The 25,655-nt window shown below is 60.0% G+C and carries 26 protein-coding genes; 22 read left to right on the top strand and 4 right to left on the bottom strand.

Features of this window, described 5'->3' with window-relative positions; all coding sequences use genetic code 11:
* Positions 1-22 precede the first annotated feature (22 nt).
* The 4 genes from HU724_RS07210 (at position 23) to HU724_RS07225 (ending at position 3,322) form a co-directional block, all read left to right on the top strand.
* On the top strand, positions 23-1,102 hold the full coding sequence (locus HU724_RS07210; RefSeq protein ID WP_186568267.1) for a serine hydrolase domain-containing protein: 1,080 nt from the start codon (positions 23-25) through the stop codon (positions 1,100-1,102).
* Complete coding sequence (locus HU724_RS07215; RefSeq protein ID WP_186568269.1) at positions 1,099-1,401, top strand: amidase; 303 nt, start codon at positions 1,099-1,101, stop codon at positions 1,399-1,401. Before HU724_RS07210 ends, HU724_RS07215 begins: the two co-directional genes overlap by 4 nt.
* A 171-nt stretch (positions 1,402-1,572) precedes the next feature.
* Positions 1,573-2,163, top strand: coding sequence for a YceI family protein (locus tag HU724_RS07220; RefSeq protein ID WP_186568271.1), 591 nt, complete (start codon positions 1,573-1,575; stop codon positions 2,161-2,163).
* Between the two features lies 1 nt (position 2,164).
* A complete protein-coding gene (locus HU724_RS07225; RefSeq protein WP_122612582.1) occupies positions 2,165-3,322 on the top strand; it encodes a phospholipase D-like domain-containing protein in 1,158 nt (385 codons plus the stop codon).
* A gap of 185 nt (positions 3,323-3,507) precedes the next feature.
* Here HU724_RS07225 and bglX read toward each other — a convergent pair whose 3' ends face one another.
* The gene (bglX, locus tag HU724_RS07230) at positions 3,508-5,799 is read right to left on the bottom strand and encodes a beta-glucosidase BglX (protein ID WP_130887059.1); all 2,292 of its coding nucleotides are present in this window, start codon (positions 5,797-5,799) and stop codon (positions 3,508-3,510) included.
* A gap of 258 nt (positions 5,800-6,057) precedes the next feature.
* Here bglX and HU724_RS07235 point away from each other — a divergent pair, with 258 nt between their 5' ends.
* From HU724_RS07235 to HU724_RS07260, 6 genes are all read left to right on the top strand, one after another.
* A complete protein-coding gene (locus HU724_RS07235; protein WP_024011957.1) occupies positions 6,058-6,666 on the top strand; it encodes a LemA family protein in 609 nt (202 codons plus the stop codon).
* Positions 6,667-6,679: 13 nt separating this feature from the next.
* Positions 6,680-7,438 (top strand): TPM domain-containing protein, encoded by a 759-nt coding sequence (locus HU724_RS27720; protein ID WP_125917730.1) that lies wholly within the window; start codon positions 6,680-6,682, stop codon positions 7,436-7,438.
* Positions 7,439-7,471: 33 nt separating this feature from the next.
* Positions 7,472-8,089, top strand: a complete 618-nt coding sequence (locus HU724_RS07245; RefSeq protein WP_024011959.1) for a TPM domain-containing protein — start codon at positions 7,472-7,474, stop codon at positions 8,087-8,089.
* Between the two features lie 256 nt (positions 8,090-8,345).
* Positions 8,346-9,572 (top strand): class I SAM-dependent methyltransferase, encoded by a 1,227-nt coding sequence (locus tag HU724_RS07250; protein ID WP_186568273.1) that lies wholly within the window; start codon positions 8,346-8,348, stop codon positions 9,570-9,572.
* A gap of 164 nt (positions 9,573-9,736) precedes the next feature.
* A complete protein-coding gene (locus HU724_RS07255) occupies positions 9,737-10,318 on the top strand; it encodes a DJ-1/PfpI family protein (protein ID WP_186568275.1) in 582 nt (193 codons plus the stop codon).
* Between the two features lie 80 nt (positions 10,319-10,398).
* Positions 10,399-10,743 carry a YegP family protein gene (locus HU724_RS07260; RefSeq protein WP_133335170.1) on the top strand — a complete coding sequence of 115 codons (345 nt, stop codon included), beginning with the start codon at positions 10,399-10,401 and terminating at the stop codon, positions 10,741-10,743.
* Positions 10,744-10,907: 164 nt separating this feature from the next.
* Here HU724_RS07260 and HU724_RS07265 read toward each other — a convergent pair whose 3' ends face one another.
* On the bottom strand, positions 10,908-11,927 hold the full coding sequence (locus HU724_RS07265; protein WP_186568277.1) for a DUF4917 family protein: 1,020 nt from the start codon (positions 11,925-11,927) through the stop codon (positions 10,908-10,910).
* A gap of 154 nt (positions 11,928-12,081) precedes the next feature.
* Between HU724_RS07265 and yiaY the strand changes: the two genes are divergently transcribed.
* Positions 12,082-13,230: an L-threonine dehydrogenase gene (gene yiaY, locus HU724_RS07270; RefSeq protein WP_186568279.1), complete on the top strand. Its 1,149-nt coding sequence runs from the start codon at positions 12,082-12,084 to the stop codon at positions 13,228-13,230.
* Here yiaY and HU724_RS07275 read toward each other — a convergent pair.
* Positions 13,191-13,868, bottom strand: a complete 678-nt coding sequence (locus HU724_RS07275) for a hypothetical protein (RefSeq protein WP_186568280.1) — start codon at positions 13,866-13,868, stop codon at positions 13,191-13,193. The genes yiaY and HU724_RS07275 overlap by 40 nt on opposite strands.
* A gap of 218 nt (positions 13,869-14,086) precedes the next feature.
* On the opposite strand from HU724_RS07275, the gene HU724_RS07280 reads away from it, so the two are divergent.
* The 10 genes from HU724_RS07280 to HU724_RS07325 all read left to right on the top strand — a co-directional run bounded on the left by HU724_RS07280 (position 14,087) and on the right by HU724_RS07325 (position 23,707).
* Positions 14,087-15,397, top strand: a complete 1,311-nt coding sequence (locus HU724_RS07280) for an NHL repeat-containing protein (RefSeq protein ID WP_186568282.1) — start codon at positions 14,087-14,089, stop codon at positions 15,395-15,397.
* Between the two features lie 62 nt (positions 15,398-15,459).
* Positions 15,460-16,365 carry a LysR family transcriptional regulator gene (locus HU724_RS07285; protein WP_186568284.1) on the top strand — a complete coding sequence of 302 codons (906 nt, stop codon included), beginning with the start codon at positions 15,460-15,462 and terminating at the stop codon, positions 16,363-16,365.
* Between the two features lie 252 nt (positions 16,366-16,617).
* A complete protein-coding gene (locus HU724_RS07290) occupies positions 16,618-17,811 on the top strand; it encodes a CaiB/BaiF CoA transferase family protein (RefSeq protein WP_123442951.1) in 1,194 nt (397 codons plus the stop codon).
* Entirely contained in the window at positions 17,808-18,734 is a 927-nt protein-coding gene (locus HU724_RS07295; RefSeq protein ID WP_186568286.1) for a hydroxymethylglutaryl-CoA lyase, read from the top strand. Before HU724_RS07290 ends, HU724_RS07295 begins: the two co-directional genes overlap by 4 nt.
* A 180-nt stretch (positions 18,735-18,914) precedes the next feature.
* Complete coding sequence (locus tag HU724_RS07300; protein ID WP_186568288.1) at positions 18,915-20,246, top strand: MFS transporter; 1,332 nt, start codon at positions 18,915-18,917, stop codon at positions 20,244-20,246.
* 194 nt (positions 20,247-20,440) lie between these two features.
* Positions 20,441-21,175 (top strand): PA3715 family protein, encoded by a 735-nt coding sequence (locus HU724_RS07305; RefSeq protein ID WP_186568289.1) that lies wholly within the window; start codon positions 20,441-20,443, stop codon positions 21,173-21,175.
* Positions 21,176-21,211: 36 nt separating this feature from the next.
* A complete protein-coding gene (locus tag HU724_RS07310) occupies positions 21,212-21,931 on the top strand; it encodes a PA3715 family protein (protein WP_186568291.1) in 720 nt (239 codons plus the stop codon).
* A 4-nt stretch (positions 21,932-21,935) separates the two neighbouring features.
* Positions 21,936-22,352 carry a fosfomycin resistance glutathione transferase gene (gene fos / locus HU724_RS07315; protein ID WP_137215396.1) on the top strand — a complete coding sequence of 139 codons (417 nt, stop codon included), beginning with the start codon at positions 21,936-21,938 and terminating at the stop codon, positions 22,350-22,352.
* A gap of 60 nt (positions 22,353-22,412) precedes the next feature.
* Positions 22,413-23,051, top strand: coding sequence for a LysE family translocator (locus HU724_RS07320; RefSeq protein ID WP_186568294.1), 639 nt, complete (start codon positions 22,413-22,415; stop codon positions 23,049-23,051).
* A gap of 152 nt (positions 23,052-23,203) precedes the next feature.
* On the top strand, positions 23,204-23,707 hold the full coding sequence (locus HU724_RS07325; RefSeq protein ID WP_122691681.1) for a DUF4142 domain-containing protein: 504 nt from the start codon (positions 23,204-23,206) through the stop codon (positions 23,705-23,707).
* 161 nt (positions 23,708-23,868) lie between these two features.
* Here HU724_RS07325 and HU724_RS07330 read toward each other — a convergent pair whose 3' ends face one another.
* Positions 23,869-24,279: a low affinity iron permease family protein gene (locus tag HU724_RS07330; RefSeq protein WP_016771301.1), complete on the bottom strand. Its 411-nt coding sequence runs from the start codon at positions 24,277-24,279 to the stop codon at positions 23,869-23,871.
* 224 nt (positions 24,280-24,503) lie between these two features.
* On the opposite strand from HU724_RS07330, the gene HU724_RS07335 reads away from it, so the two are divergent.
* A complete protein-coding gene (locus tag HU724_RS07335) occupies positions 24,504-25,589 on the top strand; it encodes a type I restriction endonuclease (RefSeq protein WP_016771300.1) in 1,086 nt (361 codons plus the stop codon).
* Positions 25,590-25,655: the final 66 nt, after the last annotated feature.

The raw sequence follows: 25,655 nt of genomic DNA on the forward strand, positions 1-25,655 counted from the left end.
GTTCATCCCCAGAGCGCCCACCATGTTCAAAGGCTTGTCGCTGTTCCTGCTGCTGATCAGCCTCACCGTCCGCGCCGAACAATGGCCCGGCGAGCAATGGCCCATCGCCCCGCAGATCACCGGCCCGGCCGTCGAGGCGCTGGAAAGCTACGCCTTCGCGCCCCGCAACGACGCCACCCGCGAAGGCATCCGCACCGACGCCTTGCTGATCATCCACGACGGCCAGATTCTCTACGAACGCTACGCCGCTCCGACCACTGCACAGACCACGCACCTGACCTGGTCGATCAGCAAAAGCCTGCTGGCCGCCGTCCTCGGCGTGGCCTACGGCGAAGGCCGGTTCAAACTCGACGATCCAGCGCTGAAGTTCTACCCGGCGCTGGAAAAACACCCGGCGATCACCCTCGGCCATCTGCTGAACTGGGCTTCCGGTCTGGATTGGCAGGAGGACTACGAATACGCCCCGCTGAAATCCTCGGTGGTGGCAATGCTCTACACGCGAGGCCATCGCGACATGGCCGCGTTCACCGCCGCACACGACAGTTATGCCGCAGCGGGTCTGGCTTTTCGTTATTCCAGCGGTGACAGCAATCTACTCGCCGCTACCCTGAAAACCATGGTCGGCCCAGCACGTTATGCCGTCTATCCGTGGACAGCACTGTTCGAGCCGTTGGGCATTCGTCACGCCGTGTGGGAAAGCGATGCCAGCGGCACCTTTGTCGCCTCGTCCTATGCCTATCTCACCGCGCGGGATCTGGCGCGGGTTGGTCTGCTGATGGCGCGCGGCGGGCGCTGGAACGATCGGCAGTTGCTGCCCGAGGATTGGGTGGCATTCAATCTCAAGCCCTTTGCCGGCTACAAGGCGCAGCAGGACGAAGCCGTGCCCGGCGGCCATTGGTGGCTCAATCGCCCTGTCGATGGCGCACCATCACCATGGCCCGACGCGCCACCCGACACCTTCGCCGCCCTCGGCCACTGGGGCCAGGCGCTGTACGTGATGCCCAGCGAGAAACTGGTGATCGTGCGTTACGGCGATGATCGCGATGGCAGCTACCAGCACAACGAATTGCTCAAACGCGTGTTGCAGGCGGTGCGGCCATGAAGCGCTTTCTATTGTTGCTGCTGATCGTACTGCTCGGTTGGGGTTGGTATGAACGGGAAAACCTCTGGGCTTTCCCGGACATCATCAGCGCCTACACCGCCAAGGAATATTGCTCGTGCCGTTATGTGATGAACAACGACGCGGGGTATTGCCGTGGCTACGTCAAACAATGGCTGCCAACCAGCGGTTTCACCGATGATGCTTCGAGCAAAACCATCACCATCACCGTCAGCGGCATGGGCCGCAGCAACAGCGCGCAGTGGCTGAGCGAACGCCAGGGCTGTCGCCTCGATCCCTGAATTATCTGATCACCACCTGTGGGAGCGAGCCTGCTCGCGAAATCGTCGCCAGCCGCAATACATGCCGTGCGGCGAGCATTGCATTCGCGAGCAGGCTCGCTCCCACAGGGCTTGCAATAACTTGGCGGGCGGTTAAGGTTCGTGCAGGTTTATCGCCCCCACGAGTGTTCAATGTTCAACCGCTCCCTCTATACAACCTTCGCCAGTCTGCTGTTGACCGCCGCTGCGATGCCGGCCCAGGCCAATTGGTACCTGGACGGCGAGTCGTCGCGGCTGTCGTTCGTCAGCACCAAAAATGCCAGCGTGTCGGAAGTGCAGCGCTTTCTGGTGCTGCACGGCAAGGTCGACCCCAACGGTCGCGCCGAGGTCGAAGTCGAGCTCGAATCGATCAACAGCGGCATTCCGCTGCGCGATGAGCGCATGCGCAAGGAGCTGTTCCAGATCGAGCAATTCCCTTCGACGACCATCACCACCCAGATCGACTTGCGCCCGATTAACGATCTGGCGCCCGGCGCGCAGTTGGAATTGCGCCTGCCGCTGACCGTCAGCCTGCACGGCAAGCAGCACGAATACCCGGCCGAGTTGCTCGCCACGCGTCTGGATGATCGGCGCTTTCAGGTGGTGACACTGGAGCCGCTGGTGATCAACGCCGAGGATTTCGATCTGGCGCCGGGCCTGGAAAACCTGCGCAAACTCGCCGATCTGTCGGCGATCAGTCTGTCGGTGCCGGTGGGTGCGGTGCTGATTTTCACGGCGCGCTGACATGCGCGGTGCGGTGTTTCCCTGGCGTGACGGCAACCGTTTCGAACTGTTGATCGACGGCCCGCAGTTCTTTCCGCGCATGCTCGAGCACATCGCTGGAGCTACAGAACAGATCGAACTGGAGCTGTATCTGGTCGAGGCCGGCGCCTGCGCCGAAGCCATCGTCCAGGCGCTGGTCGCGGCGGCCGAGCGCGGAGTGCGCGTGCGTTGCCTGTTCGATGATTACGGCAGCCTCGCGTTTACGCTGCATCTGCGTCAGCGTCTGACCCAGGCCGGGGTCGAGCTGCGTTTCTACAATCGCCTGAGCTGGCGGCGCTGGGTCGGCAATTTCTATCGTGACCACCGCAAGTTGCTGCTGGTCGACCAATGCCTGGCAGTGGTCGGCGGCACCGGCGTGACCGATGAATTCTGGACGCCGGGCCATGATGTCAGCGAGTGGCACGAAGTGATGGTCGAGATCAGCGGCCCATTGGTGATCGATTGGCAATTGCTGTTCGATCGCCAGTGGATCGCCAACCGTTACCGCCGCGCCTGGCGCCCGGCCGCGCATTTTGGTCTGCCACGTTTGCCACGCGTGCCGGACAAGGGCGAGGGCATGGGCCGTGTGGCGTATGCCGACGCCCGCCAGCACCGCGACATTCTGCAATCGCTGTTTCGCGCGCTGAACAGCGGGCAAAAACGCATCTGGATGGCCACGCCGTACTTTCTGCCGACCTGGAAAATCCGCCGCTCGCTGCGCAAAGCCGCTGCACGCGGGGTCGATGTGCGGCTGTTGCTGACCGGGCCGCGCACCGATCACCCGTCAGTGCGCTACGCCGGGCACCGCTACTACCCGCGCCTGCTCAAGGCCGGGGTGCAGATCTTCGAATACCAGCCGTGCTTCCTGCACCTGAAAATGGTTCTGGTGGACGAATGGGTAAGCATCGGTTCGTGCAACTTCGATCACTGGAACCTGCGTTTCAATCTGGAGGCGAATCTGGAAGCACTGGACCCGGCGTTGACGGCAGCGGTGGAGGCGAGCTTTGTGAAGGACTTTGGCTTGAGTCAGCTGGTGAGTCTGGAGGAGTGGCAGCGCCGACCGTTTTGGCGGCGGGTCAAGCAGCGGGTGTGGGGCTGGGTGGATCGGTTGGTGGTGAATATTCTCGACCGTCGCGGGTAACCACGATTTTGAATACACCCTGAATCCAATGTGGGAGCGAGCCTGCTCGCGAAAGCGGTGTGTCATTTGATCGTTCCCACGCTCCGCGTGGGAATGCAGCCCGTGACGCTCCGCATCACTGGACGCGGAGCGTCCCTGGAGGCATTCCCACGCAGAGCGTGGGAACGATCAATGTGGGATCGGTGTTACAGCAATTCAAAGCTCTGCTGCGTCACCGCCTGCGAATCCAGGCCGATCTGCACGTTGAACTTGCCAGGCTCGGCTGCGTATTTGAGCTGGGCGTTGTAGAACTTCAGGTCTTCCTCGGTGATGGTGAAGTGCACGACTTTCTGTTCGCCGGCCTTGAGCATGATCTTCTGGAAGTTCTTCAGTTCTTTCACCGGGCGGATCATCGAACCGGTGACGTCCTGGATGTACAACTGCACCACGGTTTCGCCGTCACGCTTGCCGGTGTTCTTGACCATGACGCTGGCGTCGAGCTTGCCGCTGGCGTTGAGGGTGGTCGATGACAGCGCCATATCGCTCAGGGCGAAGGTGGTGTAGCTCAGGCCATAACCGAACGGAAACAGCGGGCCGGTGGTGTCATCGAAATACTGCGAGGTGTAGTTGCCCGGTTTGCCCGGCGTGAACGGCCGGCCGATGCTCAGGTGGTTGTAGTAGGTCGGGATCTGGCCCACGGAACGCGGGAAGGTCACCGGCAGTTTGCCCGACGGGTTGTAGTCGCCGAACAGCACGTCGGCGATGGCGTTGCCGCCCTCGGTGCCGCTGAACCAGGTTTCCAGAATCGCATCGGCCGACTGGTTCTCTTCGAGAATCGTCAGCGGACGGCCGTTCATCAGCACCAATACCAGCGGTTTGCCAGTGGCTTTCAACGCACGGATCAATTCGCGCTGGGTTTCCGGGATGTTCAGGTCTGTGCGGCTCGAGGATTCGTGGGACATGCCACGGGACTCGCCGACAGCGGCGACGATCACGTCAGCATCCTTCGCCGCTTTCACCGCTTCGTCGATCAGCACGCTGGCCGGGCGCGGGTCATCGACCACTTCCGGGGCGTCGAAGTTGAGGAAGTTCAGGTAGTCGAGGACCTTCTTGTCGCCCGTGATGTTGGCGCCACGGGCGTAGATCAGGTTGGCCTTGTCGCCGATCACCGAACTCATGCCGTCGAACAGGGTGACCGATTGCGCCGGGCGCCCGGCGGCGGCCCAACTACCCATCATGTCGATCGGCGCTTTCGCCAATGGACCGACCAGCGCGATTTTCGCGTCTTTCTTCAGCGGCAGGGTTTCGTTGTGGTTCTTCAGCAGCACCAGACTGCGACGTGCCACTTCGCGGGCCTCGGCGCGGTGCAGGCGGCTCTCGGCGTAGGTGTCGGCCGGATCATCCTCGGCCTTGCCGATGCGCAGGTACGGGTCCTTGAACAGGCCCATGTCGTACTTGGCCGCGAGGACTTCGCGCACAGCGTTGTCGATGTCTTTCTGTTCGATCTCACCAGACTTGAGCAACCCCGGCAGCTCTTTGCCGTAAAGGGTGTCGTTCATGCTCATGTCGATGCCGGCCTTGATCGCCAGCTTCGCCGCTTCGCGACCGTCGCGAGCGACACCGTGCTTGATCAGTTCGAAAATCGCGCCGTGATCGCTGACTGCCAGGCCTTTGAAGCCCCAGTCCTTGCGCAGCAGGTCGTTCATCAGCCAGGTGTTGGCCGTGGCCGGAATGCCGTTGATCGAGTTCAACGCCACCATCACACCGCCAGCGCCGGCATCGATCGCGGCGCGGTAGGGCGGCAGGTAATCCTGGTACATCTTCACCGGGCTCATATCGACGGTGTTGTAGTCGCGACCGCCCTCGACCGCGCCGTACAGGGCGAAATGCTTGACGCTGGCCATGATGCTGTCGGCAGCGCTCGGGGTCTCGCCCTGATAGGCCTTGACCATGACTTTGGCGATGCGCGAGGTCAGGTAGGTGTCTTCGCCGAAACCTTCGGAACTGCGGCCCCAGCGCGGATCGCGGGAGATATCCACCATCGGCGCAAAGGTGATGTCGAGGCTGTCGGCGGCGGCTTCTTTAGCCGCAACGCGACCGGACTGGCCGATGGCGTCCATGTCCCAGCTCGACGCGAGGGCCAGCGGAATCGGGAAAATCGTACGGTGACCGTGGATCACGTCGTACGCGAAAAACATCGGAATCTTCAGGCGACTGCGCATGGCAGCGTCCTGCATCGGACGGTTTTCCGCGCGGGTGATCGAGTTGAACGTACCGCCGATGTTGCCGCCGGCAATTTCCTTGCGAATCAGCTCGCGGGGCATTTCCGGGCCGATGCTGATCAGGCGCAACTGGCCGATCTTCTCGTCGAGGGTCATTTGTTTCATCAGGTTGCTGATGAAAGCGTCCTTGTTTTCCAAAGGCACCGGGGTCGTGGCGGCCAGTACCTGATGACTGGCCAGGCTGACGAACAGACCCAGCAAACACAGCTTCTTCATGAATTTTTTCTCTAGAGCCCAAACGGTGATGCAACACCGGCCAGCCAAAATGTAGGGAGCGACTATTGTTGTTCGGATACCGGCGCAAAATCCTGAGCCGGAAAACCGCAGCCGACAGCGGCAACGTGAACGCGAAGGGCACTTTTTAGCCGATTAGCCCGTCGCATGCCAGTGGCGGCGCCGATTATGCCCCAACCGCTGGCCGGGAATGCCCAGCGTTCGGTTTTTAAATCAAATGTGTCATGGAGCATCACTGCAATGAATATCAGCTCAACCTCCCGTTCACGGTTACAGATCGCCACGTTGCTGGTGTTCGCCACGCTGTTGACCGCGTGCGGCATCAACAATATCCCGACCCTCGACGAACAGGCCAAAGCCGCTTGGGGCCAGGTGCAGAACCAGTACCAGCGCCGTGCCGACCTGATCCCCAATCTGGTGGAAACCGTGAAGGGCTACGCGGCCCACGAACAGGAAACCCTGACCGCAGTGATTGAAGCGCGAGCCAAGGCCACCTCGATTCAGGTCGATGCCAGCACCCTCGACAATCCCGAGAAGCTCAAGCAGTTCCAGCAGGCGCAAGATCAACTGACCGGCGCATTGAGCCGCTTGATGGTGGTCTCCGAGCGCTACCCGGATCTGAAGGCCAACCAGAACTTCCTCGCCCTGCAATCGCAACTCGAAGGCACGGAAAACCGCATTGCCGTGGCGCGTCGCGATTTCATTCTGGCGGTGCAGAAATACAACACCGAGATCCGCACCTTCCCCGGTCGCCTGTGGCACAGCGTGATGTACAGCGATCTGCCGATGCGCGAGACCTTCGAAGCCACCACGCCCGGCGCGGAGAAGGCCCCGGAAGTGAAATTCTGATTCGAGGTTGCCCATGCGTGTGTTGAAACTGGGCCTGGTGCTGATGCTCTGGCTGTTCGCCGTCAGCGCCCGGGCCGAATTGACGTTTCCGCCGCTGAGCGGGCGCGTGGTCGATCAGGCGCAAATGCTCGAGCCATCGATTCGCGCGCAACTGAGCCAGCAATTGCAGGCGCACGAGCAGGCCACCGGCGAGCAGTTGGTGGTGGTCACGCTGCCGGATCTGCAGGGCACCACCATCGAGGATTTCGGCGTTCAGCTCGGTCGGCACTGGGGCATCGGCCAGAAGGACAAGAACAACGGCGCCTTGCTGATCGTCGCCCGTGACGAGCGCAAACTGCGCATCGAAGTCGGCTATGGCCTGGAGGATCGCCTGACCGACGCGCAGTCGTCGGTAATCATTCATCAGGTCATCACGCCGGCGTTCAAGGCCGGCAACTTCAGCAAAGGCATCAGCGATGGCGTTGCGGCGATGCTGGTGGTGCTCGGTGGCAATCCGCTCGATGAGCCGTCCACCGTGTACGAATCCAGCGGCGACCCGGCGGATGATTTCATCTCGCGGCACCCGGCGCTGTTCATGTTTCTGGTGATGTTGTTCATCCTGACGGTGTTTGTCTGCCAGATGCTCGGTATCCTGCCTGCCGGCCGGGGCGGCTCCGGAGGAGGGGGCGGCTTTGGCGGTGGCGGCGGATTCGGCGGCGGTGGCGGTGGCGGTGGCGGCTTCAGCGGTGGCGGGGGCAGTTTCGGCGGCGGCGGTTCGTCCGGCGGCTGGTGAGATCAAAAGAATAATGAGCAGGCACTTTTCGACATGGCATTACTGACTGAACACGAACAACGCAAAGTCGCCGAGGCCATCGCCCGGGTCGAACGCGACACCGACGCCGAACTGGTCACGGTGCTCGCTGCCCGTGCCGACGATTACGCGTACATCCCGCTGCTCTGGGCCAGCCTGCTGGCGCTGGTGTTGCCGGGCATCGTCCACTACCTCACCGGCTGGCTGACCCTGCGCAGTCTGCTGCTGGTGCAATGGGGCATGTTCATCGTCCTGTGCCTGCTGTTTCGTCTGCCGAAAATCACCACGCATCTGGTCCCGCGCCGTGTGCGCCACTGGCGCGCCTCCAACCTGGCGCGGCGGCAGTTTCTCGAACAGAACCTGCACCACACCGTGGGCAGCACTGGCGTGCTGATTTTTGTCTGCGAGGCTGAGCGCTATGTGGAAATTCTGGTGGACGAGGGAATTTCCAAACGGCTGGACAACAGCAACTGGGACGCGATTGTCGCAGCGTTCACCGAACAGGTCAGGCAGGGGCGCACGCTGGAAGGGTTTGTCACGTGTGTAGAGGCGTGTGGTGAGTTGTTGAAAGTGCATGTGCCGGTGACGCAGGTGAGGAATGAATTGCCGAATCGGTTGGTGGTGTTGGGCTGAAGCAGTCGCGCATATTTGGCCTGTGTGGCGAGGGGATTTATCCCCGATCGGCTGCGTAGCAGTCGCAACACCTGCGCGCGTTGTTTGACGGGCCGAACACAGAGGGCCGCTTCGCGCCCCATCGGGGATAAATCCCCTCGCCACAAAGGTCGGTGTCATGGATTTTGCCGTTGGGTAAATAAGAGGGTGTCCCCAACCCCCATCCCCCCTAAAATACCCGCCATTCCCGATTCCGCCCGTCCGAGGCCGCTTGTCCATGTCCGTTTCCGCTTCTTCCGCGCCGTCCGCCAAACCGGCCGCCGATCACCACGCCCAGTTCATCGAGCTGCTGCAAACCAGCCTCGACGACAGCGGTTTTATCAAGCTGGTGCTGGCCAAGTACGTCGGTGAAGAGGCGGATCTGCAGCGGGTCATCATCAAACCGGTGACGGTCAAGGCGCAGGCGTGTCTTTCCTTCGTTTATCGCTACAAGACCCGCGACATCACCAAGAATCTGCCGCTGAGCGAAGGCATGGCGCTGATTGCGGGTCTGCTGCCGACCTCGTTCAAAAATGCGCATTTACTGGCGCTGACCGACGAAGCGCAGCTGGAATACAGCAAAAAGGGCAAGAGTTCGCTGTTCAAGAGCAAACCTCAGCAATTGCGTGAAGCGCCGTCCGCCGAGCACAACCGCGAGAAAAACCGCTTTCTCGAACTGAGCCGCCCGTTCCTCAAGGACCTCGGCGTGACCAATGCTCAACACGAGCTGATCCCGGCGATGTCGCGCAAATGGAAGCAGATCAACAAATTCATCGAAGTGTTCAGCCATGCCCTGACTTCGTCGCCGCTGGCGCTGGACAAACCGGTGCGGGTCGCCGATTTCGGTTCAGGCAAGGGCTACCTGACGTTCGCCATTCACGACTACCTGCGCAACACGCTGAAGGCCGAGGGCGAAGTCACCGGCGTCGAGCTGCGCGAAGAAATGGTCACCCTGTGCAACGCCGCAGCGGCCAAACTCGAACATCCGGGGCTGGTGTTCAAGTGCGGTGATGTGCGCACGGTGGCGCCGAGTGAGCTGGACGTGATGATCGCCCTGCATGCCTGCGACATCGCCACCGATTACGCAATTCACACCGGCATCCGCTCGGGCGCGTCGATCATTATGTGCTCGCCGTGCTGCCACAAACAGATCCGCCTGCAGATCCAGAGCCCGGCGCTGCTCAAGCCGATGCTGCAATACGGCTTGCACCTCGGCCAACAGGCGGAAATGGTCACCGACAGCTTGCGTGCGTTGTTCCTCGAAGCCTGCGGTTACGAGACCAAAGTCTTCGAATTCATTTCGCTGGAACACACCAACAAGAACAAGATGATTCTCGCGGTGAAACGCGCCGAACCGGTCGATCCGACGCAGTTGTTGGCGAAGATTGCGGAGCTCAAGGCGTTCTACCACATCAGCGAACACTGCCTGGAAACCCTGCTGCGCGCCGACGGTTATATGCCTTAACAGGCAGCTGCAAGCTTCAAGCTGCAAGTTGCAAGTTGCAAGTTGCAGCATGACGCTGGTGTGCCTGATATGGGTGATCTTGTTTTTTCTTGAAGCTTGAAGCTTGCAGCTCAATTTGGGTCTACCTTGAATACTCCCCAGACCTTTCCCCAAGGAGTATTCCCATGGCCGCGAAAAAGATCCTGATGCTGGTCGGCGATTACGTCGAAGACTACGAAGTGATGGTGCCGTTCCAGGCCTTGCAGATGGTCGGCCACACGGTCCACGCCGTGTGCCCGGACAAGTCCGCGGGCAGCACCGTGCGCACGGCGATTCATGATTTCGAAGGCGATCAGACCTACAGCGAAAAACCCGGGCACCTGTTCGCGCTCAATTTCGACTTCGCCAAGGCCAGCGAAGCCGATTACGACGCGCTGCTGATCCCCGGCGGTCGTGCGCCGGAATACCTGCGGCTGAACGACAAAGTCCTCGAACTGGTGCGCGCGTTCGACAACGCCGGCAAGCCCATCGCAGCGGTCTGCCATGGCGCGCAACTGCTCGCGGCGGCGGGTGTGCTCGAGGGGCGTGAGTGCAGCGCGTATCCGGCCTGCGCCCCGGAAGTACGTCTGGCGGGCGGCACCTACATCGACATTCCGGTGACCGATGGCCATGTTCAGGGCAATCTGGCCACCGCTCCGGCGTGGCCGGCGCATCCTAAATGGCTGGCCGGTTTCCTCGGTCTGCTCGGTACGAAAATCACCTTGTAGTCGAGGCAGGCGACAGACCGCGGCTGCTGGTCTTTACTCTGAAGCGCGAAATCTCTCAATCGCCCCCAGGAGAAACAGACATGTCCGGATGGTACGAAGTGAGCAAAAGCAGCAACGGCCAATTCAGGTTCGTGTTGAAAGCAGCGAACGCCGAAACGATTCTGACCAGCGAGCTCTACAGCACCCGCGCCGGCGCCGACGGCGGCATCGCCTCGGTGCAGGCCAACAGCCCGCATGACGAGCGTTACGAGAAAAAATCGACCAAGGACGGCCACCCGTACTTCAACCTCAAGGCGGCCAATCACCAGGTCATCGGCAGCAGCGAGTCGTACTCATCGGATGGCGCGTGTGACAAGGGCATCGCCAGCGTCAAGGCCAACGGCCCGACGAAAACCATCAAGGACAAGACCCTGCCTGTCCTCTGAAATCCGACATCAACCTGTGGGAGCGAGCCTGCTCGCGAAAGCGGTGTTCCAGTCACCTTTTGTATTGGCTGACAGGCCTTCTTCGCGAGCAGGCTCGCTCCCACAGGTGACCGCATTCCATTGTGGGAGCGAGCCTGCTCGCGAAGGCGTCAGCCCGGCCAATATCAAACCTCAACCGGTACCGACAATTTCGGACTGCCCAACGCATGACTCTTGGCATCAAAGAACCGCAACTCAACGCCGGTACCTTCAAACACCTTGGCGTAGTGACGCTTCTGATGCTGGATGAACGCGGCACTGCGCGGATAAATCGAGACCGCCACGCACTTCGATCTGGCCAGGCGCAGCGCCCGCACCAGATGTGCATCCTGCTCGCCCAGCGCATGGCCGAAGATGCACAGGCTGTCGCCATGGGTCAATAACTGCTCGTAGCAGAACGACAGATAATCCGAGCTGCGGATGGTCTTGAGCTTGTCGGCGCTCGGCCCTTCGGTGACGAACAGGGGCACGTCGTCCAGGGTCTTGATCGTATTGTTGATCGCGAAACTGCCGAGCAGGGTGCCCTCGGTCGAGGTCAGTTTGCGCGCGGTGCCGTCCTGATTGCGCACCAGATGCAGACCACCGTGCAGGTACAGCAGACGCGGTTTGTCGGTGGCGCTCTGGCTCAGATCGAAACTCGCGTCTGCGCCGTTGAACAGGTCGTCAATGGCCTCGCCCGGGTGTTGCAGCGCCCAGTAATTGAGCAGGTCGTAGTTGGTGGTGAACACCGTGCGATAGCGCGCCAGTTCTGCATTGAGCACCGTCAGTGTCGAAGGCTGCACCAGCCGCCACGGGATGTGCACCGCGTGCACCGTGTTGATCAGCGCTTCCTTGATCGCGTAATAGCGATTGCGCGGTGCCGCCGAACTGACCGCCAGCGCCTTGTTGACCCGGCTGGTGGTTTTCAGGGCGCCCAGCACTTGCTCGAAGCTGCGCGTTTGCAGCGCGTCGAACACCGCCAGTTCCGATGGGCTCAGCGGCTTCTCTTCGACCGTACGGGCGTTCTCGAACAGCGAGTCGTAGCCGAAGTCATCCCACACCGCGCGGCTGGCGCCATTGCCCACCAGCAAACCCTGGAAATCGTTCGCGGCGCGCAAGGCATTCCAGTCTTCGAGGGTGGCGTCGACATCGAGAAAATCGGTCATTGCGTGGGCGGTCTCAAAACAAAGGGCAGATGGACGGCGACTTTATCACGAGCGGACATTGAGCCAGATCAACATTGCTCGTGACCGATCGGTCGATCCTGTGTGCACCCGCCGAATCGAGGCAGTCGATCCGGCTTCAGTCAGGAGACACACGATGAGCAGCACCTTCTTCATTCCGGCGGTCAACATCATGGGCAGCGGCTGCCTCGACGAAGCCATGCTCGCGATTCGCAATTATGGTTTTCGCAAGGGGCTGATTGTCACCGACGCCGGGCTGGCCAAGGCTGGCGTGGCCGCAATGATCGCCGAGAAACTGGCAATGCAAGACATCGATTCGGTGATCTTCGATGGCGCCAGACCGAACCCGACCACGGCCAATGTCGAATCGGGTCTGGGGCTGTTGAAGGAAAGCCGTTGCGATTTCGTCGTGTCGCTGGGTGGCGGCTCGCCACATGATTGCGCCAAGGGCATCGCCCTGTGCGCAACCAATGGCGGGCAGATTGGCGATTACGAAGGCGTCGACCGTTCGAGCAAGCCGCAATTGCCGCTGATCGCCATCAACACCACCGCCGGCACTGCCAGCGAAATGACCCGCTTCTGCATCATCACCGACGAATCGCGCCACGTGAAAATGGCCATCGTCGACCGCAACGTCACGCCACTGCTGTCAGTCAACGATCCGGAACTGATGGTCGCGATGCCCAAAGGCCTCACCGCCGCCACTGGCATGGATGCACTGACCCACGCTATCGAAGCCTACGTCTCGACCGCCGCCAACCCGATCACCGATGCTTGCGCGCTTAAAGCGATGAGCCTGATCAGCAGCAACCTGCGCCTGGCCGTGCGCGACGGCAGCGACCTGGCGGCGCGGGAGAACATGGCTTACGCGCAGTTCCTCGCCGGCATGGCGTTCAACAACGCCTCGCTCGGATTTGTCCACGCAATGGCGCATCAACTCGGCGGCTACTACGACTTGCCTCACGGCGTGTGCAATGCCGTGCTGCTGCCACATGTGCAGAGCTTCAATGCGCTGGTCTGCGCTGAACGACTCAGGGATGTCGCCCACGCCATGGGCGCGGACATTCGCGGTTTCAGCGCGGAAGAGGGCGCCCAAGCGGCGATCAATGCCATTCGCAGTCTGGCCAAAGACGTCGAGATTCCCGGCGGACTGCGTGAGCTGGGCGCAAAACTCAGCGACATCCCGGTGCTCGCCGCCAATGCTTTGAAGGATGCGTGCGGACTGACCAATCCACGGGCGGCAGATCAGCGCCAGATCGAGGAAATTTTCCGCAACGCGTTTTGAATGAAGGCGCGCAGGCGAGCGAGGTCGAACAGTCCTTCGCTTGCTTCTGCGACCACGGTAAATGTCCGCACACGGCTCCAATCTGAAACCTGGCCGGCGATGTTGTGAACGGCGGATATACGGTACTGCCCGACCGCCAATGAGTGTGCAGCCGGTGTTTGCCATTTCCGGTCGCTTTCGACCGCTGCTCTGGCAATCTCCAGGCCAGTGTCCAGATCGAAAATACTGACGAATCCCTCGGCCCGTGCGACATCTCCCGACAACATCAGAGACGCATTTACCTCCGCTCCCTCAAGCGGTACGAAGACGCCCGGGACCTCGATTTCGGGCCGTAGTCGCACCTCATATCCGCGCTCTTCACTCCATTCAGACGTGATGCCTGCATACGTCTGGTGGGCGTGAATCTTCTGCTGGCCTGGAGCCTGGGCGCCGCTGATGCTGAACGCCCATCGTCCCTTTGCGCTGACCAGCCCTGCACCGAGCGAATGAGTATTTTCAATGTTCCAGACCTGTACAAGCGCATCGGGTATGCCGCTGCCGAGCAACAATGTCGCAGGTCCCGTCGTGCTGGCCTCCTCGGGGTAGGTGATGGTCGGAGCCGAGGCAGGTTGTGACATTTGCTCGTCGCGAGTGCTCATCGTTCTTCTCGTCCATGGCTGATTTGAACGCTGAGGTTGGCATGACGTGCCTGAATTCGAACCTGTAAGAACTACCAGTCATCCAGTCTTTTTTGCACGGTGATCAATTTCGTTTTCTTCTAAAAAACTGTCATTTGTGTCAGTTGTCCGGCGTGGCTTCTTCGGGTCGAATGCTCCCAGCGAGGGGATCGATGTCGATCCCACAGGAGAATACGAACATGCCGGAATCCACCGCGCCATTGCCCCCAACCGTGCAGTCAGCCGGGGAGCTGGATGCTCAGTTTGGTCTGCGAACGCTGAAATTCCCCGGAGCGGCCAAGACCATTGCCGAAGGCGTGTCGATCACGCCTTCGGGGAAGATCATGGTCAGCGCTACCGTCGAGCAATCGGGCCATTCGTACTACGGCCTTGCGCGCCTGGATGCCGATGGCAATCCGGATCCGGATTTCGCCACCGGCGGATATCTCAGCGGCCAGTTCGGCACAGGCTCGCTCACCCAAGGCGGGCCATTGATCGTTGATGCGCTCGGACGGATCTGGATGTGCGGTGTGATTGGCGTGGTCAAAGACAAGACGCTTGAATACCAGCAAGTCATCGCGCGGTTTCTGCCCGACGGTTCGCCGGATATCGAGTTCGGCGGCGACAGTAATGGCTACCGGATTGTGCCCATGCGGATTCCGGCACTCTTTGGGGCGACCCATGGGCAACTGCTGCTGGCGAAATCCGATCCGCAGCTTGCGCAGCCGGACAGGCTGCTGTTTGTGACCGCGCAAAAGGGCAGTGGCCTGTTGACGCGATTCCATCTCGATGGCTCGGACGATTTATCGTTCGCCAGCAACGGTTGGCTGCCCCTGTCGCTGCCAGGCGTGGCCATTTCGCTGTCCGGGATCATCCAGCTCGACGATGGGCTGATTCTGCTGCACGGCAAAACAGAAATAACCAATCAGGGGTTGGTCATGGCATTCGACCACAACGGGAAAGTTGCAGAAGCGTTCGGCTACAAGGGCGTACTGCTATTGAACCTTCAGCGCGATGGTCACCCGCTCGAAAGCCGCGTGGAGCAGATCATTGAGCAAACGGCAGAGCGCTTGCTTCTGTTCGGTTCGGCGGTCGAGTCAACGGAAGGCACGAAACTGCAACATGCGTTCATCAGTGGTATCAACCATACCGGTGAGTTGGACGAAACGTTCAATGGCAAAAATCCTGTGATCACCCCAGCGACACAGCTACTGGATCTCAGGCAATGGACGGCAGGGTTCGCGCTGGACGACATCGCCGGCAAACGGATCGTTGCGGTCGGACAGACCTCGGGCAGCGCACGAGGCTTGCTGACGGGAGGTTTTCTGGTCGATGGCGCAGTGGATGATTCGTTTGATGTCGAGGGCGCGAAGGACATTTCATGGTCAGCCATCGATGCCTGCCTGCAAGGCTCATTCATCCTTGTGTTGGGTCGCAAGGACGACAGCGCGCAGTTGGTCCGCTTGCTGACCGCGCCTGTCACAAAACAGCGCGCCAGCATGGGCAACTGAGCAGTCAGCGGTAAAACCGGGCTATCCTGCCGGCTCGGATGAACCCTGCCTTCGAGCCCACCATGCTGCAAAAAAGCCTGATCCGCCGTCTCGACCTGATCACTCTACAACTGTTCGTCGCCGTCCACGAGGAAGGCACGTTGACCCGTGCAGCTGCGCGCGAGGCCATCGCGGTTTCGGCGGCGAGCAAGCGGCTGATGGAGTTAGAGGAGGCGTTGGGCATCGCTTTGTTCGTGCGCCAGGCCAAAGGCATGGTCCTCACCCCGGCCGGTGAAACCCTGCTGCACCACGCCCGGCAGATGCTCTTCAATGTGGAAAAAATGGGCCTGGAACTGGGCGAGCACAGCCACGGTGTGCGTGGTTACGTGCGCATGCTGGCCAATCTTTCGGCGATCATTCAATTCCTGCCCGAAGACTTGCGCGACTTCTCCGCGCAGCATCCGCAGGTCAAGACCGACCTTGAAGAACGGCCCAGCGCCGGGGTGATTCAGGGCGTGCTCGACGGCGTTGCGGACCTCGGCATCTGCTCCGACGACAGCGACATCAAAGGTCTGTACAGCGCGCTGTATCGCCCGGACAAACTGGTGGTGGTGATGCTGCCGGAGCATCCGTTGGCTGCGCATGAATCGGTGGCCTTCGATGAAACCCTCGACAGCGACTACGTTGGTTTGCACGCGGCCAGTTCGATCAACATGCGTACCCATGCAGCGGCGCGGCAGGCCGGTAAAGTCCTGCGCATTCGCATTCATGTGCCGGGGTTCGATGCGGTGTGCCGGATGGTCCAGGCGAACATGGGCATCGGCATTCTGCCGCAGCGAGCCTATGAGTTGTTTGGTCAGGCACTGGGCTTGCGCGCGGTGCCGCTGACCGATGTCTGGTCCGATCGCGCGCTGATTGTGGTGGTGCGCGATGAGGCAGGGTTGTCACCGGTGAGCCGGATGTTGTTTGAGCATTTGCGCGGGCGGTAGATCTTCATTGCAGCTGATGGCCTCTTCGCGAGCAGGCTCGCTCCCACATTGAACTTGTGTGGACACAGAATCTGAAACCACTACAGGACCTTGTGGGAGCGAGCCTGCTCGCGAAGGCGGCCCTGAATTCACCACGCAATCACAGCGGAGCATTCGCATTTCGCGAACGCCCATTGCCGAGAGACGGCTGGATTCGCTGACGATCGTTCCTCTAGCCTTGGCGACATATTCCAAGAACAAGAGGTACCCGCGATGACTGCCCCTTTGAGTGCAATCAAAGTGATCGAGATCGGCACCCTGATCGCCGCGCCGTTTGCCGCGCGCATGCTTGCCGAGTTCGGCGCCGAGGTGATCAAGATCGAAGCCATGGGTCAGGGCGACCCGCTGCGCAAATGGCGCAAGCTGCACGAGGGTACTTCGCTGTGGTGGTACCTGCAATCGCGCAACAAGAAATCCCTGGCGCTCAATCTCAAATCCGCTGAAGGCATCGAACTGGTCAAGCAACTGGCCGGTGATGCAGACGTGATCATCGAAAACCTGCGTCCCGGTGCGCTGGAAAAACTTGGTCTGGGCTGGGACGTGCTGCATGCCCTGAATCCGAACCTGACCCTGGTGCGTATCTCCGGCTACGGCCAGACCGGCCCGTACCGCGACCGGCCCGGCTTCGGTGCGATTGGCGAGGCCATGGGCGGCATCCGCTACACCACCGGCAATCCCGATTCGCCACCGGCGCGAGTCGGCGTCAGCCTCGGCGATTCGCTGGCCTCGCTGCACGCGGTGATCGGCGCGCTGATGTCGCTGTTGCGGGTCAAGACCGGGCAGGGCGGTGGGCAGATCGTCGATGTGTCGCTGGCGGAAAGCGTGTTCAACGTCATGGAAAGTCTGGTGCCGGAATACGACATGCTCGGCCATGTCCGCGAGCGCAGCGGCGGTGCCCTGCCGGGTATCGCGCCCTCCAATACTTACCTCACGGCCGACGGCGCTTATGTGGTGATTGCTGGCAACAGCGACCCGATCTACAAGCGTCTGATGCACACGATCGGCCGCGCAGACCTGGCCGAGGCAGAGGAATTCGCCCACAACGACGGCCGTGCGGCGCAGAGCGGTTTGCTCGATGCGGCCATCACACACTGGACCAGCAGCCTGCCGATCGACGAGGTACTGGCCGCCCTCGAAGCCGCTGAAGTGCCGGCCGGGCGCATCTACTCGGTGGCTGACATCGTCGCCGATCCGCACTATCAGGCGCGGGACATGCTGCTCGATGCCGAGTTGCCCGGCGGCGCAACGGTGAAGATGCCCGGCATTGTCCCCAAACTCTCGGAGACGCCCGGCGGGGTGAACTGGTCCGGGCCAAAACTGGGCCAGCACACCGACGCTATTCTCGCCAATCTTGGCCTGACTGAACTCGATATCGAACGTCTGAAAGGCCAGGGGGTGGTGCAATGATCACTGACTATTCGCAAACCCTGATCGTCCAGGAAGTCTCGCCCCGCGACGGTTTGCAGATCGAGCCGACGTGGGTGGAAACCGCTGACAAGATCGCCCTGATCAATCAATTGTCTCAGGCCGGATTCAGCCGCATCGAAGCCGGCTCGTTCGTCTCGCCCAAAGCCATTCCGGCCCTGCGTGACGGCGAGCAAGTGTTCAGCGGCATTCAGCGTCAGCCGGGTGTTATTTACGTGGCGTTGATCCCCAACCTCAAAGGCGCGCAACGGGCACTGGCGGCGAATGCCGATGAGTTGAACCTGGTGATGTCTGCCAGCCAGACCCATAACCTGGCCAATATGCGCATGCGTTGCGAAGAGTCGCTGGCGGCGTTCGCTGACATCGTTGCGTTTGTCAGCGGCTCAGGTGTGCGCCTCAACGGCAGCATCGCCACCACGTTCGGCTGCCCGTTCGAAGGCAAGATTGACGAGGATCGCGTGCTGCAAATTGTCGACGCTTATCAAGAGCTCGGCATTCAGGGCATCAGCCTCGCCGACACCACCGGCATGGCCAATCCGCGTCAGGTCGATCGCTTGGTGCGGCGCGTTTTGCAGCGGGTTTCGCCGGCCGATCTGACCCTGCATTTCCACAACACCCGCGGCCTTGGCCTGTGCAATGTGCTGGCCGCTTACGAGGCCGGCGCGCGGCGCTTCGATGCGGCGCTGGGTGGCCTCGGTGGCTGCCCGTTTGCCCCGGGGGCGTCGGGCAACATCTGCACCGAAGACCTGGTGAACCTGTGCGATGAAGTCGGCATTCCCACCGGGATCGATTTGCCGCTGTTGCTGAAGCTTTCGCGCGGCTTGCCGGCGCTGTTGGGCCACGATGTGCCCGGCCAACTGGCCAAGGCCGGGCGCAATTGCGATCTGCATCCGATGCCGACCTGAAGATACAAAACCCTTGTGGGAGCGAGCCTGCTCGCGAACGCGGTGTGTCATTCAACATCGGTATCGACTGATCTGGCGCATTCGCGAGCAGGCTCGCTCCCACAGTTCAAAAGCATTCAGCAGTAACCAGACAACAAAAACAATCGGACGCCCATCGGCAGTCCGCCTGGAGAAAAATCTATGAGCCTCAATGTAATGGAGGCGGGCGTGAATCCGTCCGTCGATCACGACGCCGAAAAAGCCTTGATCAGCAAAGTCGCCTGGCGGTTGATGCCGCTGATCATGGTCTGCTACCTGTTCGCCTTTTTCGATCGCATCAACATCAGCTTCGCCAAATTTCAGCTGCAGGCCGACCTGAGCCTGAGCGACACCGCGTATGGCTTGGGCGCCGGGCTGTTCGTGGTCGGTTATGTGCTGTTCGAAGTGCCTAGCAACATGATGCTGTACAAGGTCGGCGCACGGCGCTGGATTGCGCGGATCATGATGTCGTGGGGCGTGGCGACAGCGGCGATGGTCTTCGTCAACAGCGAATGGCAGTTCTATGCGCTGCGCTTCGTCATCGGCGCGATGGAAGCCGGTTTTGCCCCGGGCGTGCTGTATTACCTGACCCTGTGGTTTCCGCAGCACTTCCGTGGCCGCATCACCTCGATGCTGTTTCTCGCCTCGGCATTCGCCGGGCTGGTCGGCGCGCCGTTCTCCGGGCTGGTGCTGCAACACCTCGACGGCGTGTTGGAGATGCGCGGCTGGCACTGGTTGTTCCTGCTCGGTGGCGTGCCGTGCATCGCCCTCGGTTTCCTGGTGCTGACGCAGCTCAAGGACCGCATCGAGGATGCGCACTGGCTCACCGCTGACGAGAAGAAGTTGCTCTCCAGCCGCATCGCCCATCACGAGCCACACAAGAGCGGCGGCTCATTGCTCGCGGCGCTGAAAATTCCCGGGTTCCTGACGTTGGGTTTGATCTACTTCCTGATTCAGGTCGCGTCCTACGGGTTGAATTTCTGGGCACCGCAATTGATCCGCAGCGCCGGCACCGAAAGCCCGGTGATGATCGGCCTGCTGACCGCCATTCCGTACATCTGCGGGGCGATCAGCATGGTCGTGATCGGGCGCTTGTCAGATGCCACTGGTGAGCGGCGCAAGTTTGTCGCCGGGCTGGTGATCGTCGGCGCAATCGGCTTTTTCAGCGCAGGAATCTTCGCCAGCCACACGACCTTCCTGATCGTCGCGCTCGGCCTGCTTGGCGCCGGCATCATCGCTTCGATCCCGAGCTTCTGGACCCTCCCACCGAAACTGCTGGCGGGCGCCGGTGCCGGCGCAGCGGGCGGGATCGCGGTGATCAATACCCTGGGGCAGTTCGGCGGGATCGTCAGCCCGGTCATGGTCGGACGCATCAAGGACCTCACCGGCAGCACCACCCCGGCGCTGTACGTCATCGGCGTCGCCGCGCTGATCGCCGCAGCGTTGCTGCTGTGGGGCTTGCCGCAGAAGTTGCGCACGCTGGACAAGTATTGAGATTTGCGGCGTTGGCGATGACGCCTTCGCGAGCAGGCTCGCGCCCACATTTGCAATGCGGCTTTCCTGTGGGAGCGAGCCTGCTCGCGAATTCCGACTTCAGACACATGAGAGGATTCGCTGGCCAGATCTGTTGAATCCTCCGATGCAGAAAGGGATAGTGCGCGCCTGGAAATATCTTCAAGGAGCAGGAAGTGACAATGAAGTCCATATGGATCAGCGCTGCGGCGCTCTGCGGGTGGTTGGTGGCTGGGCAGGCGTGGGCCGATTGCACGCCGCCTGCGCTCAGTGGGGAAGCGGACTTTTCTTTGTGCAAGAACTGGCCGGCTTATCCGCAGCTGACGATTACCGCGCTATCGACGTTCGTGCCCGATCCCGTCTATGGCCATGACGGCAGCGTGGGCTCGTACGATCTGGGCCTGGCCGTCACTACGGCTGGCAGCCCCAAGCCGCTGGCAACCTACCATCAGCCGTCGGCGTTTCTCTCCGATGCCATCGCGCTGGAGAGTCTGGAGCTGGATACGGCGCGTTATAAACTCACGCCAGACCTGCGTGCCTTCGGCGTTCGCGCCCATTTCAAAGGCTCGTCACGCGTTAATCCGCTGGATGAAATCTTGCTGTCGCTCTACGTGAAAGAGGGCGACAAACTGCGCCCGGTGCTGGATCGTTTGGTCGTCTACAGCTTCAATGGCGAATGGGATGGCAATTGTGCCGGAGAGCGCTCGGAGACGGTGCGTACGCTTGAGATGGGCAAAACCAGTTCCCATGGTTACGCCGATATCATTGTCCGCTCGGTCACCATGGGCCTGGTCGGTGAGGGACCGGCTGACGCCTGCGAATCGAAAACTACCCACGAAAAGCCGGTACTGACCACGTTGCGCTATGACGGCAAAACCTACGTTTTGCCGCAAGGTTTCAAGGGCATTTGACTGGTGTTACTGATACGAATACTTCAAGGAAGAATCATGAATCTGCATCTCCGAATCTATATCGCCCTCGGCTTGTTCGCGCTTACGGCCCAGGTCCATGCCGCTTGCGAAGTAAAAAAATTCGACGGCCATACTCTCTCGCGCTGCAAAATCTGGCCTGCGTTCAACACTCAATCAATTGCAGCGAAGGCCACCTTCGTTCCCGATTCCGCGGGTGCTCAAGACGGCGTGTTCGATCTGGCACTGTCAGTAATCAACGCCACGACGGGCAACACAGTCGCCCGTTATGCCAAACCCGGCGCTTACAACTCCGATGCGATCAGCTTCGATGATCTGATCATCGATACGGCGCGTTACCGCTTGGCGGCGGATGTCCGTGCGTTCGGGCTGCGATCGACGTTCATGAGCCACGGTTCCAGAGCGAATCCGTACTCCAAAACCGACCTGGCTTTGTATGTTCGCGAAGGCAATCGCTTACGCCCAGTGCTGGAAGGCCTGGTGGTGCGCAAGGATTTCGGTGAGGGTACCGGGGACTGCGATACGCGAGACACACGCATTCGCAGGACTGTCGAAATCGGCTCATCCAGCCACAACGGGTTTGCGGATCTGATCGTCAGTTCCAGTGGTTCGTTGATGGAGTCTTTCACTTCGGGCAAACAATGCGCTTCGAAAACCACCAAACTGAAGAACACCCAGGTCACCCTGGCCTACGACGGCCAGCAATATGTCGTTCCCGAAGACCTCAGAGGTTACTGATTCGATGCTTACCGGTCTTAACCACCTGACCCTGGCCGTCCGCGATCTGCAGCGCAGTCTGGCGTTTTATCGCGATGTGCTGCAATTGAACGTCGAAGCGACGTGGGATAACGGCGCCTATTTGTCACTGCCCGGACTGTGGTTGTGCTTGTCAGAAGATCCTCAGCGCAGTGGGGAGCCGGGCGCGGACTATACCCATTACGCTTTGAGCGTGAGCGCGGCAGACTTCACTTCACTGGTTGAGACGTTGAAATCGGCTCAGGTGCCGCAGTGGCGAGACAACCGTAGCGAGGGCGCGTCGTTCTACTTTCTCGACCCCGACGGGCACAAGCTGGAAGCCCATGTCGGCGATTTGCAATCGCGGCTGGCTGCGTGTCGGCAAAAACCGTACCCCGGCATGCGTTTTAACGACGCGCAGTGATCGGGCGCAGTCGGCTGATATAGACTGGCCGCCACGTGTTCTGGCGCTCGCAGGTTTTCCATGACTCCATCATTGCTGTTGGCCGTTCTGGCTTCGGGTTTCATCTACGGGATCACCCCCGGGCCGGGCGTGCTGGCGGTGTTCGGGATTGGCGCGGCCCATGGGCGGCGGGCCGGGGCGGGGTTTCTGTGTGGGCATCTGCTCGGCGACGTGATCTGGTGCAGTACCGCGCTGGTGGCGATTGTCGGTGCGCAGGAAATCGGCAGCACCGCGTTCGATGTCCTCGGCGTGCTCAGCGCGGTGTACCTGTTCTGGCTCGGCTGGCGTGCGGTGCGTGCCCAACGCCGTAGCGGCGACGAGGCGCAAGGCGCGGCGCGGCAGCCGTTCTGGCACGGCATCGTCTTCGGCCTGACCAATCCCAAGGCGTACCCGGTGGCGGTGGCGACCTTTACGGCGCTGCTGTCGAGCCGCGCCGAACTGCTTAATTGGTCGATGCTGCCGGCGCTGATCGCCCTGAGCTTTATCGGCGGTGCGCTGGCTTACGCTATCCTCATCGGCGTGGTCGGCGCGCAGCGGGTGCGCACGGTGTATCAGCGTCATGAGCTGCTCATCACCCGTTTATGCGGCGTGATGTTTATCGGCTTCGCCATCAATGCGTTGATGCACGCGCTGCCGGGGCTGCTGCCGAACAAGGGCTGATACAAACGCCGTTCGTCGCGCCTCGCCCGGTTTTTCTAAACCTTTGACCGTTAAAGCATTCCTAACAGAGGCGGACGCTTGTCCGCCGCGAGCATTTTGAGCAGCGGGTGAAACTCGGCCCGCGTGAATTATCAACGAAGGAGGGCGCGACCATGAGCCGGATGGCCACCCGTTTACGTAATGCCAGTTTTGCGACTCTGCTGGGCCTGTGCGCCAGCACTGCGTTCGCACAGTCGCCTGCCGAATTCATCAACGATGCCTCTGCCAAAGGCATGGCCGACATCGAAGCCAGCCGTCTGGCCCACGGCAAGACTGAATCCAAAGAGGTGAAGGATTACACCATCGTCGTCATCAACGACCGCACCACGGCCAACCAGCATTTGGCGAAAATCGCCAAGAAGCTCGACCTGCCGGTTGCCCCCCGCGAAGAACTCGCCGACAAGGCCAAAGAGTTGATGCCGGAAGTGAAGGACGGCGCGACTTTCGATCAGGCCTACGCCGCCAGTCAGGTCAAGGCGACCGAAGAGGCCATCACCCAGATCGAGCAACAGGCACAGACCACCGACGTGCCGGAAATCAAAGCGTTTGCCGATGAGACTTTGCCGAAGCTGCAAAGCCATCTGGAAAAGGCCCGCGCGTTGCAGGCCAGTCGCTAGCCTCGCTGTATTGTTGCAGCGCGAACGAAGCCTTCAGTTGAAATGCATGTTTCCTTTGTGGGAGCGAGCCTGCTCGCGAAAGCGGTCTGTCAGTCAATGATGTTTTGACTGACCCTCCGTCTTCGCGAGCAGGCTCGCTCCCACAGGGTGTGTTTACTTGCTCAGCACTCATTCAAATCCTGCTTTGGCTTGCTCTTGTCGCCAAGCCCCTCAAGATCAAACACCTGATTCTCACCCAGCGCGCGGTAATGCCGGCGCAGCGCTTCAAGCTGTTTCAGATCCAGCGCCTCCAGCCCGAGCATCGCGTTCTGCGCTTCCTTGTTCACCCGCAGCAGCTCATCGAGTTTCAAGTGCAGAATGTCGGTATCACGGTTCTGCGTGTTCTGAATCAGGAACACCATCAGGAACGTGATGATCGTCGTCGATGTATTGATGATCAGTTGCCAAGTGTCGTTGTAACCAAAAATCGGCCCGCTCAAACCCCACAACCCGATCAGAATCAACGCCCCCATGAACGTCTTCGGGCTACCGGCCCACAGGGCAAGTTTTTGGGCAATTTTTGCGAATTTCATGATGGGAGTCCTTGTTTTGGGAGCTTGAAATTCAGACATCGGCGTTGCGCTGAAAATTCTGTTTACAAGTTCTCCGTTCACTCAATACCTGGGTTAGGACTTGCCAATCTTAGGCTTATATATGGACACCTTTCATTGTGGAGGTTTAGGTCTAGTATCAAATGGCAGTCAAACCAAACTGCCATCAGCTCATTCCACGGATAGAAACCCGTAAGAGGCGCCTCATGGAATTCTTCGAAAAGTTAGCCAGCCTAGCCGCAAAAGTCCGCTTGCAGAGCGCTGCGATCCAGACTGAAGAAGCAACGAAAAATGCATTCGTCATGCCTTTTATCAGCACGGTTCTGGGTTACGACGTTTTTGACCCGACTGAGGTGACCCCCGAATTCGTCTGCGATATCGGCACCAAAAAAGGCGAGAAGATCGACTACGCGATCATGAAAGAGGGGGAAGTGCAGATTCTGATCGAATGCAAAAAGATCGGTGAATCGTTGCACATCAATCACGCCTCACAGTTGTTCCGATATTTCCATGTCACCAGCGCTCGAATCTCCATTCTTACCAACGGCCAAGTCTATAAATTTTTCACCGATCTGGACGCGCCGAATAAAATGGATGAGAAACCGTTCCTTGAATTGGATTTGTTGGACATTGATGAGTATTCAGTCCCCGAGTTGGTAAAGTTGACGAAGTCAGCTTTTGATGTTGATTCCATCATCAATGCAGCGGGGGAGTTGAAATATGTCAGCCAAATCAAAAAGGTCCTCGCCGCGCAGGTCAGCAAGCCGGACGATGACTTTGTAAAGGTTTTCGCTTCTCGGGTTTATGACGGCGTGATCACGCAGAAAGTGCGCGACCAGTTTCACGAGCTGACCAGAAAAGCTGTCGGTCAATTTTTGAATGACCAGATCAATGATCGGCTCAAATCGGCCATGAGCGGCGCTATCCAGCCAGCGTTGGCCTCCCTGCCATTAGTTTCTGCCGGAACTGATCCGGTAGATCCGCGTGACGAATCAGATGACAAGGTTTTAACAACGCTGGAAGAGCTGGAGGGCTATCACATCGTTCGGGCGTTGGTTCGATCTGTCGTCGATGCCAAGCGCATTGTTCAGCGCGATACACAGAGCTATTTCGGTATCTTGCTGGACGACAACAATCGCAAACCGATCTGCCGTTTGCATTTCAATCGATCACAAAAGTATCTCGGCATCTTCGATGAAGAAAAAAACGAGACCCGTCATGCGATCAACTCGGTGGATGACATCTATGAGTTCTCGGATCATCTGAAAAAAACTGTCGGCTATTACGATTGATGGAGAGTCGACCGTTCAATCAGACACCTCATGCAACGTTCGCACTGGAATTGCCTTTCATGCTGC

This window comes from Pseudomonas iranensis (assembly GCF_014268585.2).
Lineage (GTDB): Bacteria > Pseudomonadota > Gammaproteobacteria > Pseudomonadales > Pseudomonadaceae > Aquipseudomonas > Aquipseudomonas iranensis.

Bases quoted from the DNA above. Each gene is read 5' to 3' on its own strand.
- bglX (WP_130887059.1), bottom strand. From the start codon at position 5,799: ATGAAGAAGCTGTGTTTGCTGGGTCTGTTCGTCAGCCTGGCCAGTCAT.
- HU724_RS07265 (WP_186568277.1), bottom strand. From the start codon at position 11,927: ATGACCGATTTTCTCGATGTCGACGCCACCCTCGAAGACTGGAATGCC.
- HU724_RS07290 (WP_123442951.1), top strand. From the start codon at position 16,618: ATGACTGCCCCTTTGAGTGCAATCAAAGTGATCGAGATCGGCACCCTG.
- HU724_RS07335 (WP_016771300.1), top strand. From the start codon at position 24,504: ATGGAATTCTTCGAAAAGTTAGCCAGCCTAGCCGCAAAAGTCCGCTTG.
- HU724_RS07260 (WP_133335170.1), top strand. From the start codon at position 10,399: ATGTCCGGATGGTACGAAGTGAGCAAAAGCAGCAACGGCCAATTCAGG.
- yiaY (WP_186568279.1), top strand. From the start codon at position 12,082: ATGAGCAGCACCTTCTTCATTCCGGCGGTCAACATCATGGGCAGCGGC.
- HU724_RS07245 (WP_024011959.1), top strand. From the start codon at position 7,472: ATGGCATTACTGACTGAACACGAACAACGCAAAGTCGCCGAGGCCATC.
- HU724_RS07295 (WP_186568286.1), top strand. From the start codon at position 17,808: ATGATCACTGACTATTCGCAAACCCTGATCGTCCAGGAAGTCTCGCCC.
- HU724_RS07235 (WP_024011957.1), top strand. From the start codon at position 6,058: ATGAATATCAGCTCAACCTCCCGTTCACGGTTACAGATCGCCACGTTG.
- HU724_RS07285 (WP_186568284.1), top strand. From the start codon at position 15,460: ATGCTGCAAAAAAGCCTGATCCGCCGTCTCGACCTGATCACTCTACAA.
- HU724_RS07300 (WP_186568288.1), top strand. From the start codon at position 18,915: ATGAGCCTCAATGTAATGGAGGCGGGCGTGAATCCGTCCGTCGATCAC.
- HU724_RS07275 (WP_186568280.1), bottom strand. From the start codon at position 13,868: ATGAGCACTCGCGACGAGCAAATGTCACAACCTGCCTCGGCTCCGACC.
- HU724_RS07225 (WP_122612582.1), top strand. From the start codon at position 2,165: ATGCGCGGTGCGGTGTTTCCCTGGCGTGACGGCAACCGTTTCGAACTG.
- HU724_RS07330 (WP_016771301.1), bottom strand. From the start codon at position 24,279: ATGAAATTCGCAAAAATTGCCCAAAAACTTGCCCTGTGGGCCGGTAGC.
- HU724_RS07210 (WP_186568267.1), top strand. From the start codon at position 23: ATGTTCAAAGGCTTGTCGCTGTTCCTGCTGCTGATCAGCCTCACCGTC.
- HU724_RS07215 (WP_186568269.1), top strand. From the start codon at position 1,099: ATGAAGCGCTTTCTATTGTTGCTGCTGATCGTACTGCTCGGTTGGGGT.
- HU724_RS07280 (WP_186568282.1), top strand. From the start codon at position 14,087: ATGCCGGAATCCACCGCGCCATTGCCCCCAACCGTGCAGTCAGCCGGG.
- HU724_RS27720 (WP_125917730.1), top strand. From the start codon at position 6,680: ATGCGTGTGTTGAAACTGGGCCTGGTGCTGATGCTCTGGCTGTTCGCC.
- HU724_RS07325 (WP_122691681.1), top strand. From the start codon at position 23,204: ATGAGCCGGATGGCCACCCGTTTACGTAATGCCAGTTTTGCGACTCTG.
- HU724_RS07310 (WP_186568291.1), top strand. From the start codon at position 21,212: ATGAATCTGCATCTCCGAATCTATATCGCCCTCGGCTTGTTCGCGCTT.
- fos (WP_137215396.1), top strand. From the start codon at position 21,936: ATGCTTACCGGTCTTAACCACCTGACCCTGGCCGTCCGCGATCTGCAG.
- HU724_RS07255 (WP_186568275.1), top strand. From the start codon at position 9,737: ATGGCCGCGAAAAAGATCCTGATGCTGGTCGGCGATTACGTCGAAGAC.
- HU724_RS07320 (WP_186568294.1), top strand. From the start codon at position 22,413: ATGACTCCATCATTGCTGTTGGCCGTTCTGGCTTCGGGTTTCATCTAC.
- HU724_RS07220 (WP_186568271.1), top strand. From the start codon at position 1,573: ATGTTCAACCGCTCCCTCTATACAACCTTCGCCAGTCTGCTGTTGACC.
- HU724_RS07250 (WP_186568273.1), top strand. From the start codon at position 8,346: ATGTCCGTTTCCGCTTCTTCCGCGCCGTCCGCCAAACCGGCCGCCGAT.